General features: G+C 64.6%; 20 protein-coding genes. 7 read left to right on the top strand and 13 right to left on the bottom strand.

What is annotated here, in order from left to right; translation table 11 throughout:
- Positions 1-88 precede the first annotated feature (88 nt).
- From IC762_RS29310 to IC762_RS29300, 3 genes are all read right to left on the bottom strand, one after another.
- The gene (locus IC762_RS29310) at positions 89-349 is read right to left on the bottom strand and encodes a hypothetical protein (protein ID WP_195785636.1); all 261 of its coding nucleotides are present in this window, start codon (positions 347-349) and stop codon (positions 89-91) included.
- A 130-nt stretch (positions 350-479) separates the two neighbouring features.
- Positions 480-923 carry a nuclear transport factor 2 family protein gene (locus IC762_RS29305; RefSeq protein ID WP_195785635.1) on the bottom strand — a complete coding sequence of 148 codons (444 nt, stop codon included), beginning with the start codon at positions 921-923 and terminating at the stop codon, positions 480-482.
- Positions 924-1063: 140 nt separating this feature from the next.
- Entirely contained in the window at positions 1064-1879 is an 816-nt protein-coding gene (locus IC762_RS29300; protein ID WP_195785634.1) for a hypothetical protein, read from the bottom strand.
- Between the two features lie 135 nt (positions 1880-2014).
- Between IC762_RS29300 and IC762_RS29295 the strand changes: the two genes are divergently transcribed.
- The 5 genes from IC762_RS29295 to IC762_RS35695 all read left to right on the top strand — a co-directional run bounded on the left by IC762_RS29295 (position 2015) and on the right by IC762_RS35695 (position 4612).
- Positions 2015-2251 (top strand): hypothetical protein, encoded by a 237-nt coding sequence (locus tag IC762_RS29295; RefSeq protein ID WP_195785633.1) that lies wholly within the window; start codon positions 2015-2017, stop codon positions 2249-2251.
- Positions 2252-2331: 80 nt separating this feature from the next.
- Entirely contained in the window at positions 2332-2523 is a 192-nt protein-coding gene (locus IC762_RS29290) for a hypothetical protein (protein ID WP_246801285.1), read from the top strand.
- Between the two features lie 874 nt (positions 2524-3397).
- Positions 3398-3781, top strand: coding sequence for a hypothetical protein (locus IC762_RS29285; protein WP_195785631.1), 384 nt, complete (start codon positions 3398-3400; stop codon positions 3779-3781).
- Between the two features lie 39 nt (positions 3782-3820).
- Complete coding sequence (locus IC762_RS29280) at positions 3821-4321, top strand: GNAT family N-acetyltransferase (protein ID WP_195785630.1); 501 nt, start codon at positions 3821-3823, stop codon at positions 4319-4321.
- Positions 4322-4372: 51 nt separating this feature from the next.
- Positions 4373-4612 (top strand): SEC-C metal-binding domain-containing protein, encoded by a 240-nt coding sequence (locus tag IC762_RS35695; protein ID WP_349629758.1) that lies wholly within the window; start codon positions 4373-4375, stop codon positions 4610-4612.
- A 126-nt stretch (positions 4613-4738) separates the two neighbouring features.
- Here IC762_RS35695 and IC762_RS35400 read toward each other — a convergent pair whose 3' ends face one another.
- The 7 genes from IC762_RS35400 to IC762_RS29240 all read right to left on the bottom strand — a co-directional run bounded on the left by IC762_RS35400 (position 4739) and on the right by IC762_RS29240 (position 11360).
- Entirely contained in the window at positions 4739-4888 is a 150-nt protein-coding gene (locus IC762_RS35400; RefSeq protein WP_246801284.1) for a hypothetical protein, read from the bottom strand.
- Between the two features lie 141 nt (positions 4889-5029).
- On the bottom strand, positions 5030-5797 hold the full coding sequence (locus IC762_RS29265) for a DpnI domain-containing protein (RefSeq protein WP_195785628.1): 768 nt from the start codon (positions 5795-5797) through the stop codon (positions 5030-5032).
- 66 nt (positions 5798-5863) lie between these two features.
- On the bottom strand, positions 5864-6790 hold the full coding sequence (locus IC762_RS29260) for an HNH endonuclease (RefSeq protein WP_195785627.1): 927 nt from the start codon (positions 6788-6790) through the stop codon (positions 5864-5866).
- Positions 6791-6839: 49 nt separating this feature from the next.
- Positions 6840-9767 carry an excinuclease ABC subunit UvrB gene (uvrB, locus tag IC762_RS29255; protein ID WP_195785626.1) on the bottom strand — a complete coding sequence of 976 codons (2928 nt, stop codon included), beginning with the start codon at positions 9765-9767 and terminating at the stop codon, positions 6840-6842.
- Positions 9768-9880: 113 nt separating this feature from the next.
- Positions 9881-10087 (bottom strand): hypothetical protein, encoded by a 207-nt coding sequence (locus IC762_RS29250; RefSeq protein ID WP_433995855.1) that lies wholly within the window; start codon positions 10085-10087, stop codon positions 9881-9883.
- Positions 10084-10317: a hypothetical protein gene (locus tag IC762_RS29245; RefSeq protein ID WP_195785625.1), complete on the bottom strand. Its 234-nt coding sequence runs from the start codon at positions 10315-10317 to the stop codon at positions 10084-10086. The genes IC762_RS29250 and IC762_RS29245 overlap by 4 nt, the downstream gene beginning before the upstream one ends.
- A 137-nt stretch (positions 10318-10454) precedes the next feature.
- On the bottom strand, positions 10455-11360 hold the full coding sequence (locus IC762_RS29240) for a LysR substrate-binding domain-containing protein (protein ID WP_195785624.1): 906 nt from the start codon (positions 11358-11360) through the stop codon (positions 10455-10457).
- A gap of 156 nt (positions 11361-11516) precedes the next feature.
- Here IC762_RS29240 and IC762_RS29235 point away from each other — a divergent pair, with 156 nt between their 5' ends.
- Positions 11517-11750 carry a hypothetical protein gene (locus IC762_RS29235; RefSeq protein ID WP_195785623.1) on the top strand — a complete coding sequence of 78 codons (234 nt, stop codon included), beginning with the start codon at positions 11517-11519 and terminating at the stop codon, positions 11748-11750.
- A 6-nt stretch (positions 11751-11756) separates the two neighbouring features.
- Here IC762_RS29235 and IC762_RS29230 read toward each other — a convergent pair whose 3' ends face one another.
- Together IC762_RS29230 and IC762_RS29225 are read right to left on the bottom strand one after the other, a co-directional pair.
- Positions 11757-12344 (bottom strand): SCO family protein, encoded by a 588-nt coding sequence (locus IC762_RS29230; protein ID WP_246801283.1) that lies wholly within the window; start codon positions 12342-12344, stop codon positions 11757-11759.
- A 32-nt stretch (positions 12345-12376) separates the two neighbouring features.
- The gene (locus tag IC762_RS29225; RefSeq protein WP_195785621.1) at positions 12377-13492 is read right to left on the bottom strand and encodes an MBL fold metallo-hydrolase; all 1116 of its coding nucleotides are present in this window, start codon (positions 13490-13492) and stop codon (positions 12377-12379) included.
- Positions 13493-13698: 206 nt separating this feature from the next.
- Between IC762_RS29225 and IC762_RS29220 the strand changes: the two genes are divergently transcribed.
- On the top strand, positions 13699-14406 hold the full coding sequence (locus IC762_RS29220; RefSeq protein WP_195785620.1) for a glutathione binding-like protein: 708 nt from the start codon (positions 13699-13701) through the stop codon (positions 14404-14406).
- Positions 14407-14492: 86 nt separating this feature from the next.
- On the opposite strand, the gene IC762_RS29215 is transcribed toward IC762_RS29220, so the two are convergent.
- The gene (locus IC762_RS29215) at positions 14493-15182 is read right to left on the bottom strand and encodes an HAD family hydrolase (protein ID WP_195785619.1); all 690 of its coding nucleotides are present in this window, start codon (positions 15180-15182) and stop codon (positions 14493-14495) included.
- Between the last annotated feature and the right edge of the window lie 24 nt (positions 15183-15206).

Below are 15206 nucleotides of genomic sequence, written 5' to 3'. Positions count from 1 at the left end.
TCACTTTCGGGGCTCCCGTAGCCCGCAAGGGGGGAGGGAGCCTGACCAGCGTGCTCGCCTTACTCACCAGCCGCAGCTTTCCTGCCCTTCAGCGCTCGCGCTGTCGCGCCGGCTGGCGCTCGATCACGATTTCGGCGTCGCGGATCGCGACCACGGCGAACAGCAGCGCGCCGCCGATGCCGCCGATCGCAGCACCCAGCGGCATGAAGGTGAAGAACACCAGCGTGCCGCTATCGATCGCGGTGGTCTTGAAGAACGAGATCCATCCGAGCCCGGCGCCGATGCCGAGCGCAGCGCCGCCGAGCGCGCCCAAGGCGAGGCCCAGCAGAGCCAGCAACGCGATTTTCATGACGGTTCAGCCCCGACATTCCGCAACAAGCCCGGTAGATAGGTCGGCGCCGGGCCGGCGAGGTTCAATGTCGGCGTGCGGATTCGCGGGGGCTGATTGCTGCGCCCCGCGTGCGGGGAGGGGGAGTGACCTAAGCCTCGGCGCGGCCGGTCAGCAGGGTGGCGACGTCGCGTTCCAGCACCTGCTGCACCAGGTCGAAGGTGTCGATGATCTCGCGGATCTCGGTGATCTTGCCGTCGCGAAAGCTGTAGAACACCGCGACGTCGAACTGCACCACGCGCGCATTGTTGCGCTTGCGGAAGAACACGCGCAGTTGCGCCGCGACCCTGTCGCCCTCGGCCACCAGGATCGGCGCCTCGTAGCGCATGTCGGAATAGCGCTCGTGGATCGTGGTCCACATCTGGCGCAGCGCGGCCTTGCCGCGGTGCTGGCCCATATGCGGCAGGATGTCGATCGGCGCATTGGCGAGGAAGGTGACGTCGTCGCTGCAGCGGTCGAGCGCGCCCTCGATGCCGCCGGCATAATAGACGTCGAGGAAGTTCAGCACGCGCTGCCGGTTGAGATCCTCGCCCATTGACGACTCCGCCGATTCTGCTTCCCGATTGCGCATTGTGGACGGAACCGTTCCACAATCAACCAATAGTTGGACGCGCGAGAGGGCGGTTCGGTTCGGCAACCATTGCGTGCATCGTGGGTCGAGTGTTGCGGTCGGCGCTACTGCGATGGCGCGACCTTGCGCGTCACGAGATCGATCGTGAACCGCTGCTTCTTTCCGTAGCCCTCCGGAACAAAGGCCTCGCCGGATTGCAGCTCGTGATACAGCTCGTCCAGCTTCGGAAAGCCCTTCCCGCAGGCGGTGCGGATCGTCTCGTCGTCGGCAAGGTCGATGTCGACCGCCACCGTGTTCGGACGCGGCCCCGCGGTGAGGTTGGAGAGGCCGAAATATTTCGGTCCCTCGTTGCAGTTGACGACATTGGCGCCGAAAGCGCCGACATCGTCCTCGGCCCTGACCAGGAAGTCGGGCGCGATCGCGACGCCCTTGCCGGGCTTGTTCGTGAACGCCATGCGCGCCACCGCGCTTTCGAGCGCGCCCTGGCCCATGTGACCGACCGTGCAGATCAGCATGTCCTGGCCGGCGTCCTTCGGCAGCACGACGCAATCGTGGCCCTGCACGCCCGGCAGGAAGCGGACGAACCGGTACGCTCCACTGCGCTGCTCGAACAGCGCGACGCCGCCGAAATCGTTGACGTGCGCCTCGCACTCGCTCTCATAGTTGACGGCAAGCAGCGTATTGCCTGGGCCAAGGAAGCGCCCCGCGTAACGCTCCCTGGTCAGCTTGACGTTGCAGGCGCGGCCGGCGGCGTTCGGGTAGGATCTTGCGCGCGAACAGGCTGATCCCTTGACGTTGGCCGCGGCGCAGAAGGTCGCAAGCAGCGCGCGGTCGCTGTCTTGTGCGCGGGCGGGTGTCGCTGCGGAGAACGCGGCGGCGCAGATCGCCAGCGCGACCAGGAGAGTGGATCGATGCGGCATGAAAAGCCTCGTCTGTAATGCGATCGCGGTTAGAGCATGGACGTGTGACGCGCGCAGCGGTTTTCCGGTTCACGCGATGGGAACCGGCGGGGTGGCTTCGCCGTTGATCCGGCAACCTCGCAACGGAGCCACATCATGAAATCAATCGTTCTTGCTGCCGCCATTGCCGTCACGGCCCTTGCCGCGGCGTCGCCCGCCGATGCCAAGGGCTGCGTCAAGGGCGCGATCGTCGGCGGCGTCGCCGGCCATTATGCCGGCCATCACGGCATGCTCGGCGCCGCCGCCGGCTGCCTCTACGGCCGCCACCACGCCAAGCAGCAGGCGCGCCAGCAGCAGCAACAGGATCAGCACGGCGATCAGGGCAAGCTGTAACGCCGCATCGATTGTGAAGTCACGGTCCCGGAACGCCGCGCGCTCGCGCGGCGTTGTCTCGTTGCGCAACGGAGACCTTGATGACGAAACCTCAGACCAAAAACATCCAGCCCGTCCCCGACGACAACCAGAGCCACAAGGGCCCCGGCAGCGCGCCCGGCGTCCCGCTCGACACCACCAAGGGCCACCGCGACGACGAAAAGCACAACATCCGCGAACAGGCCGCGCACGGCAATCTGACCCAGAACACCAGCAATCGGCGGTCGGGGTAGGGCGCTGCGGGTGCCGCACACTCCGCTGTCGTCCCGGCGAAGGCCGGGACCCATACTCTGCAGCCGGAGTTGTGATCGGGACTCGTCATTCCATCGTCGCGCAACAATCGACTTCGGTGGTGATGGGTCCCGGCCTTCGCCGGGACGACATCAGGAAAATCCAATTCACCTGTCAAACAGCCCGTTCGATGTCATCACCTGCGCATTTGGGCGACGACAGCAGCATGTTGGACGCAACTTCGCATTCTCGCGACATGACCTGCCCGAGTCTTGCTCTTCGTTTTCGCCGCTCTGCGATCAGAGGGCGCAGGGAAAGCCGGGTGCCGATCGCACCCATGGGCCCGGTGCAATAAAGGTAGCACCGGGGTAGGACCACAGGTGTAACCGGAAACATCCGGCTTTCCCTGCGCGATGGGTTACGGCTTATACGTGCTCTCCCCGGTGAGACTGGGCTTTCTTGTCACCGCCTCGCGAAGATGCTTGCGCATCTTGCGAGGGACACCTGCCACTAGGGCGTCAGGCCTGCACGATTTCGCCGTCCGCCTTGCCGTGCGCTCGTCCGCGCAAGCAAGCCGTCCACCGCATCCCGCCGCGCGTTCGTGACGTGCGCACGCCCCTCTGGTCGGGCGGGACGGGCAAATCTATACATCAAAATTGACTGCCGATAAACCGAAATATTTTCGGAGCGACCGGTTGACAGGTTTTGCTGGGTTTTGGTGAGTTGCCCGTCGTGTCGAATTTGCCACGGACCGGAGGTCCTGCGCGGCGATCGATGAACGATCCGCGTCCCGGCGACGCACGGTGTGACGCGCGTCACGGCAACCTCGGGCCCGGCGCGACAGACTGGTCGCGTCGCCCAGAGAGGACCACCGCCATGAACGCCGTCGCTGCACCGAAATCATCCGCGCAGAACCGGCTCGAAGGCTTTGCGTTGAGCGCCGTCTTCCAGGGCCTGCCCACCTTCGCCTCCGCGGTGCTGATCCTGAAGGTGATGGGCGCCCGCGAGATCGTCACCGAGCGCGGCGGCGCCGCCATCTTCGTCGCGATCGCCTCCATCATCTACGCGCTGATCGCACCCAAGCTCGCAGCGTGGTTTCCCCGCATGCAGAACGGCCACGAGCCGCTGTTCTACGACGCCAGCCTCTCGGTCTCCGACAAGATCGCGCAATGGCGGTCCAGGCCGCGCGTCTCGCTACAGCTCATGACGACGGTGATCATGATGTCGCTGCTGGCAGTGGTGGCGGCAAGTCTGGGGTGAGCCTCTTGCCATCGGTCGCAGCGGTGTCCTAACTGCGGCATGCAGATCAGAGACGAACGCAACGAAGACGCCGCCGCGATCCGCCGGATCGTGGCGGCCGCCTTCGCGACAGCGCCTCACAGCAGCGGCGCCGAGCCGCGCATCGTCGAAGCGCTGCGCGCGGCCGGCGCGCTGACGATCTCGCTGGTGGCGATCTCCGACGACGGCACTAGCGTCGGCCACGTTGCCTTTTCGATGGTGCAGATCGATCACTCTGTCGGGAATTGGTACGGCCTCGGCCCGGTGTCAGTCGTGCCGGAGACGCAGCGCCAGGGCATCGGCCGCGCGCTGATCGGCGAAGGCTTGGCTCGGCTTGTGGCATTGAATGCCGCCGGCTGTGTCGTGCTCGGCGATCCCGCCTACTACGGCCAGTTCGGCTTTGTGAGCGATCCCGCACTGACCTATGGCGGCAGGCCGAGCCCGTACTTCCAGCGGCTCGTGGTCAATGGCACGTCGCCGTGCGGAGACGTCAGCTATCATCCGGCCTTCGACGTGACGTGAGCGTTCCCTCGCGAACGCTCCTGTGCTAGATGAGCGCCGCGGCAATTGGCCGTGATCGCAAACCAATGGAGGGCATCATGCGCAACGATCGCGATCTCGAAAACCTCCCCAGCTTTCAGCATCACGCGTAAGCGGCGGAAATCCTTCCCTTCAGAAACCCATGTCAAGCGCGGGCATCGCATCGTCCATGGCGACGTCGAGCTGAGCGAAAAGCTCGGCCGCAACGATCTGTGCCCGTGCGGCTCCGGACGTAGGTTTCAAGGTCTGCTGCATGCGGGCTGGGGCGTATGATGGCGCCAATCGGAAATATTACTTTCAGGGAATAGCTGCGTGAGTTGCGGTGATTTCGTCGGGATGCAGGACGCCGCAGAAGCGGCGTCCTGCGAGCCCAGGCGTTCTCGCGCCGCAGCCGCCAGCCTAGTCAAACTCCGTGGAAGCAAGAAACTCTTCCGCCTTTGCGTAAGTCGGAAATCGGCCGAGCTCGCGATACCTCGGATCATCTTCTGCCGACTCCGGAGAACGCAGCACGACAAATTCGTCGCCGTGCCGCTCGATCAGTTCGGTCAAGTCCTCGCTCTTGAAGGGCGTCATGTCGCGCGCGCCACAACGCGGACACTCATCGTCACACGTGCAGGACCACTCGTCGGTCCATCGCTTCTCACAGTGCTCGCATCGGTAAAAATTGAGAAACCAAGCCATGCCAACCTCTTAAGGCTTCAGGCGATAATTTCCTCGCGATAGGAACTCGATAAACCCACGATCACGCAAATACTGAAGCTGCTGGCGTATCTTAGGCCGGACATTCTGGTTGCCAGGATAGAGATCGCCAAGATGTCGCTCGAAAGCATACACCTCCTCCAGAGTGAATTCAGGCTTGCCGAGTGACTCCACGCACCTCATCACGTCGAGAAGCCAACCGCGAGACTCCAGCGACTCCGCTCTAAGAAACAGAGTCTTTTGCCAATCGGCAAGGACCAGCTCCTTGTTTCGAATGACGCCGTTCTGAACGATATGGATTTTACCGGACTCCGGGACCTTTCCGAGCAGGATGTTGGACCCGATCCATCCGGCGCGGCGGGCCGTCGCCTTGAGCGGTTTTCGCTCTTCGATGATGTCGCGGACGAAGAAATGCTTTGGCACGATCAGCAGATTGACGACAGAGAGCGTCGTACGGTCGTAGTTCATCAGGAGAAGGTTCGGATTGTTGCTGGCGGCCAGCCGTTCACATTTGGTCTTGTAGGCGCCATCCGCCACCTTCGGGCCAAATTTGCCTTTCTGGCTTTTGAGCTCAAACTCCTCGCTGCACGATGCGCAGAGGAAGTCGGCGAGCGGGCTATTGTTCGCGAATTGCGACATCTTCGCACTGCCGCAATGCGGGCAGTAGGCCCATGCCTTCACCCAGGCCTCCGTCCATGCGCGAGCGCTTTGCGAGCCACTTGTGTAAGACGTTTGTGATTCTTCGAAGCCGAGTTTCATTGTCGTCGATCGTGTCTAACGAATGGAGGTCGGTGATAAGCCATTGCCCGCGAGAGGCCGCAGTCGCTAACCCAGGTAGCGGTCTTTGTTGTGCCAACGAAGTAGCTCCAAGTCTGGCCAATCCGCCTTGCGCTCGGGTGGGCGAACGGAACGACCATGCAAACGCAGGTATTCTTCTCCGTTGTTGAAGACCTCTTTCACCTTCTTGCTTACCGAGAAGGTCAGATCGTCCTTGATCGTCACGTACCCGGCGTCGAAAACCGAATGGATATCCTTCCGCAATAGGATGCCATTTGATTTTGCGTGATGCCCGCCTTCTGAGTATGGCTTAATGTGCGCGGCATCCAAGGCAGGGAGCACCTTGCCATCAGTTATCGCGCATTGTCTGCCATATGCTTCAGTCACTGCAACCCGGAAGGCGCCTTGTCCCAGACGCGGTGCAATGAGAGTTGGGGTTCCGAAACGGGCCTGCTCATGAGACTGGAATCCAGCCACATTGGTCGCGGTACTCAATCTCGCCGCCTCCAGAAGGCGATCCCACAGACGCAAGCCATCGGCACTCTCTGTCGAATAGCGCTTTCCTCGTTGAATACTCGACGACCACGATTCTGGAAGGTCGAGCCAAAGATGTTCGGGAAGAAAGACTGGCTCAACTAACACTGTTGAGCCAATATCCGTAGATGGAACGATGGCTACATTGGTTCGCAGCCGAGCGATAGCGCTGCGCAAGCCCTCCAAAGATGAAACCCCGTTTGCCCGACCGAATGTCTCCCAAGCCATCTGGATCGGAAGGGAACAGTGGTCGCTGAAGACCCCAAACCCGCCGATTTTGTTGCGCGGGCTCTTCAAGCGAAACACGAGAAGTTCGCCCCGCTGTAGCGCCTTGAAACTCGTCTCCCCGGGCCACCAAAAGTTGACCTCGGCCAAGCGACTTTCCGCCGCGAGGAAGTCGAACCAGGAATTATCCGTATTGGCGATGAAGAGGTTAATCATGGCGGGCCCCCTTTTAGATTAGTCGGAAGGGGCCCCGGTTCGCTAGGTGCTACCTTTTCTTCCACCCACCTCGCTTCCCCGGCGCTCCGCCGCTGCTCCGCGGCGACGGCCCGAATTCCGGCCCGGACTGCCGCGAATCCGTCGGCTGGATGATCCTACTGGTCGTGCCGAACGGCTTGGCCGGCAGCGCGCCGTCCGGGCGGAAGGGCAGCGACTCCGGGCCGTGCATCTCGTCGAGATCGGGCTTGTGGATTCGTGAGCCGGACTTGCCGCCGCGGCCGGCCTTGAGCGAGGTCTGGGCGGACTTGTTCTTCAGCGCGCTGACCGGGAGGTTGGCGGCGTCGCCGTATTTTCGGGTGCCGGCATAGGCGCCGGCTTGCTTCTGCACATTGCGCTGCTTGGCGGTGGGGTCGTCGACCACGGCCATCTCGGTGGCACGCAGGCGCTTGACCTCGTCGCGCAGTCTTGCGGCTTCCTCGAAGTTTAGATCGGCGGCCGCCTCGCGCATCCTTGTTTCGAGATCGCTCAGCACCGCCTCGAAATTGTGGCCGATCGAGATCACATCGTCGGCCATGCCGCCGTCGCCGATCTCGACCAGCACGTGGTCGCGTTCGTAGACCGAGTTGAGGATGTCGCCGATCGACTTCTTGACGCTCTCCGGCGTGATGCCGTTGGCCTCGTTGTATTCGACCTGCTTCTCGCGGCGGCGCGTGGTCTCGGCCATCGCGCGCTCCATCGAGCCGGTCATGCTATCGGCATAGAGGATCACCTTGCCGTCGACATTGCGCGCGGCGCGGCCGATGGTCTGGATCAGCGAGGTCTCGCTGCGCAGAAAGCCTTCCTTGTCGGCGTCGAGGATCGCGACCAGCGCGCATTCGGGAATGTCGAGGCCCTCGCGCAGCAGATTGATGCCGACCAGCGCGTCGAACGCGCCGAGGCGGAGATCCCGGATGATCTCGATGCGCTCGATGGTGTCGATATCGGAATGCATGTAGCGGACGCGGATGCCCTGCTCGTGCAGGTATTCGGTCAGGTCCTCCGCCATGCGCTTGGTCAGCACCGTGATCAGGCTGCGATAGCCGGCTTGCGCGGTGGCGCGCACTTCGCCGACGAGGTCGTCGACCTGCGTGCGTGCGGGACGGATGTCGACCGGCGGGTCGATCAGCCCGGTCGGGCGGATCACCTGCTCGACGAACACGCCGCCGGCCTCGTTGATCTCCCAGCCGCTCGGCGTCGCCGATACCGCCACCGTCTGCGGCCGCATCATGTCCCATTCCTCGAAGCGGAGCGGGCGGTTGTCCATGCAGGAGGGCAGGCGGAAGCCGTATTCAGCAAGAGTCGCCTTGCGGCGGAAGTCGCCGCGGAACATGCCGCCGATCTGCGGCACGGTGACGTGGCTCTCGTCGGCGAAAACCAGCGCATTGTCGGGGACGTATTCGAACAGCGTCGGCGGCGGCTCGCCGGGGCGGCGGCCGGTCAGGTAGCGCGAATAGTTCTCGATGCCGGCGCAGCTTCCGGTCGCCTCCATCATCTCGAGGTCGAAGGTGGTGCGCTGCTCCAGCCGCTGCGCCTCCAGCAGGCGGCCCTGGTCGTTGAGCTGGTCGAGCCGCATCTTCAATTCGGATTTGATCGACTTGATCGCCTGCACCAGCGTCGGGCGCGGCGTCACATAGTGCGAGTTGGCGTACATCTTGATGAATTCGAGCTCGTCCTGCTTGTGGCCGGTGAGCGGATCGAACTCCTCGATGGTCTCGATGGTGTCGCCGAACAGGTTCACGCGCCAGGCGCGGTCCTCATAGTGCGCGGGGAAGATGTCGATGACATCGCCGCGGACGCGGAAAGTGCCGCGGGTGAAGTCGGCCTGGGTGCGCTTGTACTGGAGTGCGACGAGGTCGGCGATCAACTGCCGCTGGTCGATGCGCTCGCCCTTCTTCAGCGCGAAGGTCATCGCGGTGTAGGTCTCGACCGAGCCGATACCGTAGATGCAGGACACCGAGGCTACGATGATGACGTCGTCGCGCTCGAGCAGCGCGCGCGTCGCCGAGTGGCGCATGCGGTCGATCTGCTCGTTGATCGAGGAATCCTTCTCGATATAGGTGTCCGTGCGCGGGACGTAGGCCTCGGGCTGGTAGTAGTCGTAATACGAGACGAAGTACTCGACCGCGTTGTCCGGAAAGAAGCTCTTGAACTCGCCATAGAGCTGCGCGGCCAGCGTCTTGTTCGGCGCCAGGATCAGCGCCGGGCGCTGCGTCGCCTCGATCACTTTCGCCATGGTGTAGGTCTTGCCCGAGCCGGTGACCCCGAGCAGCACCTGGGTCCGGTCGTTGCGCGCGATGCCTTCGACCAGGTCGGCGATCGCGGTCGGCTGGTCGCCCTTCGGCTCATAGGCCGATTTGATCTCGAAGCGCACGCCGCCTTCGGACTTTTCCGGGCGCGACGGCCGGTGCGGGGTCCACACCCGCATCGAGCCGTCGTCCTTGCGGAACTCGGGGCGGCCGTCGCGGATCAAATTCTCCAGCGCGTCGGCGGTGGCCTTGACGCCGAGCGCCTCCATCTTGCTGCGCGGCGGGCGCGCGAGGGCCTCGTCATCGTCCTCGGCAGTCGGCAGGCCAAGCTGCCGTGCCAGCTCGGGATCGAGGATGGGGATGGTGGCCGAGGTGCCGTAATTGGCCTGCGGTGCCTCCTCGAGGCCGGCGGCGTCACGCTTGGCGACGTCCTGGCCGGTCTCCCGCGTCGAGGCCCGCGCGCGATGCGCGGCAGCCTCGCCGCCGGCGCGGCGGTCCCAGGAATTGTCCGGCGGCGGCTGCAAGCCGGTGCCGGAGCCCATGCCGGCGTCGCCGCGATTGATCGCGGGATTGAGCAGTTCAGCGAGCGCAGGCCCGATCGGTTGGACGTCGGGCCTCGACGCCCTGGAATTTGGTGCCTTGGATTTCGGGGTTTTGCCGGGCTTTTTCGGAGTGCTTGGTGTCTTCGCCATGGCCGGAATATGGGGCGAGTCCGGCAACGAGAAAAGAGCAAAGGGCGCGCGGATGTCCGCGCAAGCGAGGCTGCTGACAGCAGGGTGTCAGCAGGGCGGAGCGGGACGCAATGTCAGGCGCGCGGGCGGTCCACAATGTCCATATGGATCCCGCCGCAGCCGCCGCAGCGCATGGTCCAGTATTCGGCGGCGCGCCCGGGAATGACGCGGAGCAGGTCGAGGCTGGCGGCGCAATCCGGGCAGTTGGTCCGCACCTGCGCGGGCCAGACCGGATCGGGCTCGCATTGCGGGACCACGGCGACCAGGGTGTTGCCGGTCACGCCGACGCTCCGACCGCCGCCGTCATACCATTGCGCGGGTGCAGCCGGTCGATAAGCTTCGTCGCGTCGGAGATCGCCGCATCCCGATCGGACCACGCAAAGCCGATTTCGAGCGTCGGAAACGGCATGCCATCGATGACGACCGGCTTTTGATCGATCCGTTGAACCCTGGCGTGCCATTGCCCCTTCCCCACTTCGAACGACTTGATTTCAAAACCGCCGTAAATCATCGCGACCTCGGGATTCCCTTCTCAATCGAAGCACGCACGCGCGGCGCCAAATGTGAACCAGTTCACAGGGCTCGGGGTTTATTTGTGCGGGGAGCAGTGGAACCGCGGGTTCCCCGTCAATTGCGCAGCTGGCGGTATCAGATGACGCTGCGCGCGCCCTTGCGCGGCGCGGCGGGCGCGGCCGCGGCGCGGATGATCCAGCGGCGGAACGCGGCGAAGTCGCGCTGCTCGGTCTGGAAGCGGCGGTAGACGAGATACCAGCGCATCCCCTTCGGCACGCTGAGGGCAAACGGCGCCACCAGGCGGCCGGCGGCGAGGTCGTCGTCGATATAAGGCCGGATGCCCATCGCAATGCCGAGCCCGTCGACGGCGGCTTGCAGCGCCTGGCCATAGAACTGGAATTCCGGTCCGCGCGCGGTCAGCCGCGGCACGCCGGCGGCCTTCAGCCAGGACGGCCAGTCGTCCGGCGAATGCGCGACGCGGATCAGGCTCGGGCCCTTGAGGTCGGCGGGGCGCTTGACGGCATTGGCGAGCCGCGCCGTGCACACCGGCAACAGATCGGCGGCGAACAGCGGCTCGGCGACGAGGCCCGGCCATTCGCCGCTGCCGAGCTGGATGCCGCAGCTCCAGTCGTCGGCGAACGGCACCTGCATGCCGCCGGTGGTGATCCGCACCTCGATGTCGGGCTCGGCTTTGCGGAACTCGGCGAGATGCGGGATCATCCACTTCATCGCGAACGTCGGTCCGACGCCGACCGTCAGCACGCGCGTGCTCACCGACGCCGTGACCTGCGCGGTCAGGCTCGCCAGTGCGTCGAAGATCGGCGTCAGCCCGCTCTGATAGGCCCGGCCGGCCGGTGTGGTGACCAGACGGTTGGCCTTGCGCTCGAACAGCGCCACGCCGAGCCGCTCTTCCAGCAGATGCACCATCCGGCTGATCGCGGCCGCCGAGACGTTCAGCTCGCCGCCCGCGCCCGCAAAGCTGCCGGTCCGCGCCGCCGCTTCGAACGCCTTGATGCCGTTGAGAAAGAGCAGCCGCCGCATGCCGGACCCTCAGGAAAACTGATGCAAGGGCAAGATAACTCGATTTGTGCGGAGAGGCCAAGCGGGGGGAGAAATCAAGAGGCGGGAACGAGAGCCAGGCGCGGGAATATTGGCGCATCCGCAAGATCATGCTCGGGACGTTGAGGGAGACATGCGATGGCAGAGACGACCGACGCCCTGGTGCTCGATCTCGTGGAGTGGATCGCGCGGCAGCCGCGGCCTTATGCCGAGGTGATCGAGACCTGGCGCACGTCGTGCCCGCGGCTGACGATCTGGGAAGACGCGGTCGACCGCGGCTACGTCGCGCGTCGGCCTTCGGTCGAAGGGCTGCGGGTGACGGTGACGGAAAGCGGTGAGACGTTCTTGCGTGCGCACGGGCGCATGCATTGAATTGTGCTAGTGCGCCGGTGCCGCGAGCCTCGGCCGGATGATCTCCACCATGCGATCCGCGGAGGTGCCCGGCGGAAAGAAGCCGAGATAATTGCCGTCGCGATCCATCAGGTAGATGTAGGCGGTGTGATCGACGGTGTAGTCCGCGTCCTTCAGCGGGACGCGGGCGTAATACACCTTGTAGGCGTCGGCAACGTTTTGGATCGCTGCGGCGCTGCCGGTGAGACCGATCAGCCGCTTGTGGAACATCGGCACATATTCGGCGAGATGCTGCGCGGTGTCGCGCTCCGGATCGACCGTGATGAAGATCGGCTGCACGTCGTCGCCGTCGCGGCCGAGCTTGTCGAGTGCAAGGCCGATCGCCTGCAGATCGGTCGGGCAGACGTCGGGGCAGTAGGTGAAGCCGAAATAGACCAGCATCAGCTTGCCGCGGAAATCCCGGTCGGTGCGCTGATGGCCGGCCTGGTCGATGAGCGCGAACGGGCCGCCGACCGGCTCCCTGTTCCACATCAGGATGTCCATGGTCTCGGCGGCCGACCGCGTCGACTGCGCGGGCGCCTCGGTGGCGAACGCCGTTGCCAGCGTCAGCCACATTCCGACGCCGGCGCATGCGATGGCACGCAGCCTCATATGCCGAAGGAGAGGCGGCTGCCGGTCGTCGTGACCAGCACCTTGTCGCCCATCTGCGCGGTCGCCTCCTGCACGAAGTTGAGCCCGGAGCAGTGCATCGGGATCAGCACGTCAGGGTCGAGCTTCTTGATCTCGGCGACGACCTCGGCGAGGTAGTCCTTCGGTGCCGGCCCGAGATGGAAGCCGCCGACGATGGCGTGCACCTTCTGGATGCCGGAGACCTCCTGGGCCTGCTTGACCGAATTGACGATGCCGACATGGCCGCAGGACGAGATCACGACGAGGCCCATGTCGCGCACGTTGAAGCAGGTCGCGTGCTCGTGGATGTGCTCGTCGGGGACGATCTTGCCGTCCAGCTCGGCCGGCAGATAGTGGCTGGTGTTGCAGCCGAGCCCGTCCTTGATGCCGAACTCGACCCAGGTCTGCGGCAGGATGCGCTCCATGCTGCGGCGGGTGATCTTGCCGGTGGTGAAGGCGTGGCCCGCGATCACGGTCGGCGTCTCGCACAGCACCGTGGTGACGCGTTGGGCGGCGAGCTGGCGGCGGTCGAGCGTGCCGAAATCGGTGAACTGGCCTTTGGTCGCCGTCGCGCTGACGCGATGGCAGAAATTGTCTTCGCCGCCGGCATAGAGCTTGACGTCGGCCGGCAGTTTCTCACGGAATTTGTCGAGGAAGCCGTTGAGGCCGCCGAAATGATCGTAATGCCCGTGGCTGACGATCAGCGCGTCGAGCTTCGCCGGGTCGACGCCGATCAGCGCCATGTTGTTGAGCAGCACGTCGGGCGTGTAGCCATAGTCGAGCATCAGCGTGCGCTGCGCGCCCTTGGCCTCCGACTCCAGCCACAGCGACAGGCCCCATTCATTGTGCAGCGAGCGCTGGTAGTCGGCACTGCGCGGCGGTGCCGCGATCGAGACGCCGTTGGCCTGCTTCGGCCTGAAGAACTGGTCGAAGCTGGAATCCACGAGAACGCGGATCGAGAGTTTGTCGACCGTCGGTACCTCGATCGGGGCGGCACTCGCGATCTCGACGCAGGAGAACGCGCCCGCCGCGGCAGCGCCCGCGATCGCGGCCGAACCTTTCAGGAAATCACGCCGTGCCAAGTCGTTCGTCATGGAAGCCCCGCCGAAAAATGATGATGCAGATAATGCGCCGAGCTTAGGTCCAATCCCGTCGCGGCTCAATGGCGCGGCCGCTCATCACATTCGCGCGCGGTCATGATGCCGTCATTGACTCAGCGGCGGGTTGCGCGCAAGTTCATGCAATCGCATCTTCTTTCGCGGCGCACGCCGGTGCACGCCTCAATCCAGGACCGTCCCCCATGATCGATCTTTACTACTGGAGCACGCCGAACGGCCACAAGATCACGATGTTCCTCGAGGAGACCGGGCTCGACTACAAGGTCTTCCCGATCAACATCGGCAAGGGCGACCAGTTCAAGCCGGACTTTTTGCAGATCGCGCCGAACAACCGCATGCCGGCGATCACGGATCACGCGCCGAAGGGCGGCGGCAAGCCGTTACACGTCTTCGAGTCCGGCGCGATCCTGCTCTACCTCGCCGAGAAGACCGGCCGGTTCCTGCCTGCCGATCTCTACGGCCGCTACGACGCGATCCAGTGGACCTTCTGGCAGATGGGCGGGCTCGGGCCGATGGCGGGCCAGAACCACCATTTCCGCAACTACGCGGTGGAGAAACTGCCTTACGCGATCGACCGCTATGTCAACGAGACCAACCGGCTCTACGGCGTGCTCAACAAGCGCCTGTCGGATCGCCAATTCATCGCCGGCGACTATTCGATCGCCGACATGGCGAGCTATCCCTGGGTCGTGCCGTACAAGAACCAGGGCCAGGAGATCGACGACTTCCCGCATCTGAAGCGCTGGCTGGAGACCATCGGCAAGCGCCCCGCCACCGAGCGCGCCTACGCCAAGGCAAAAGAGGTCAACCCGAATTTCGGCCAGCCCGCGATCCGGACCGAGGAGGAGCGCAAGCTGCTGTTCGGGCAGACCGCGGCGGTGGTGCGGTAGTTTCCGTCATAGGCTCCGCGTGCCCACCATCACGAGCACGTCGCGGATGGTGGGCACGTCGCTGCGCTCCTTGCCCACCCTGCGCGCTACAGCGCGCGGCGCGCCAATGCGCCGCGCTCCTGAAGCAGCCGCAGCACCGCATTCAGATCCGGTAGCACCGCGGCGCATCTTCCGCGCGTCTCCGCGGTCGGCTGCGCGATGTCGGGCACCATCAACGTGATGGTGCCCGCAGCGTGCGCCGCGGCGACGCCATGGTTGGAGTCTTCCACGGCGATGCAAGCTTGCGGCCTCACGCCGAGGCGTGCGGCGGCCTTGAGGTAGAGCTCCGGATCGGGCTTGCCATGCGTGACGTCATCCAGCGTGAGCAATGTGTCGAAGCGGTCGCGGATGCCGGCGAGCGCAAGATGGCGCTCGGCAGTGCGGCGGGATGACGAGGTCACGATCGCCATCGGGCACCCGGCATCAGCGAGGCCGTCGAGCAGGGCAAGCGTGCCTGTCTTCAGCGGCAGGGCGGCTGCGAACATGCGATCGCGGGTGGCGACGAAGGTGCGGTTCACATCGGCAAGCGGAAAGGCCGCGCCGTAGCGTTCGCGCAGTATCGCTTCGCAGACCGGTCCCGGCAGCCCGATCATGGCGTGGCAGAGCGCGGCGGCATCATCGCCGTAGCCGCATGAATCGAGCGCCGCGACCAGGCTATCGAAATACACCCGCTCGGTGTCGAGCAGCGTGCCGTCCATGTCGAGCAGGACGGCGTCGACGATCCAGCGTTCGCTCACGTCGCGCTCACGCCTACGTGTTGT

It is taken from the genome of Bradyrhizobium genosp. L (genome assembly GCF_015624485.1).
Taxonomy (GTDB): domain Bacteria; phylum Pseudomonadota; class Alphaproteobacteria; order Rhizobiales; family Xanthobacteraceae; genus Bradyrhizobium.
The sequence above is the reverse complement of the archived record's forward strand: the minus strand, read 5'-3'. Positions and strand labels throughout refer to the sequence as shown.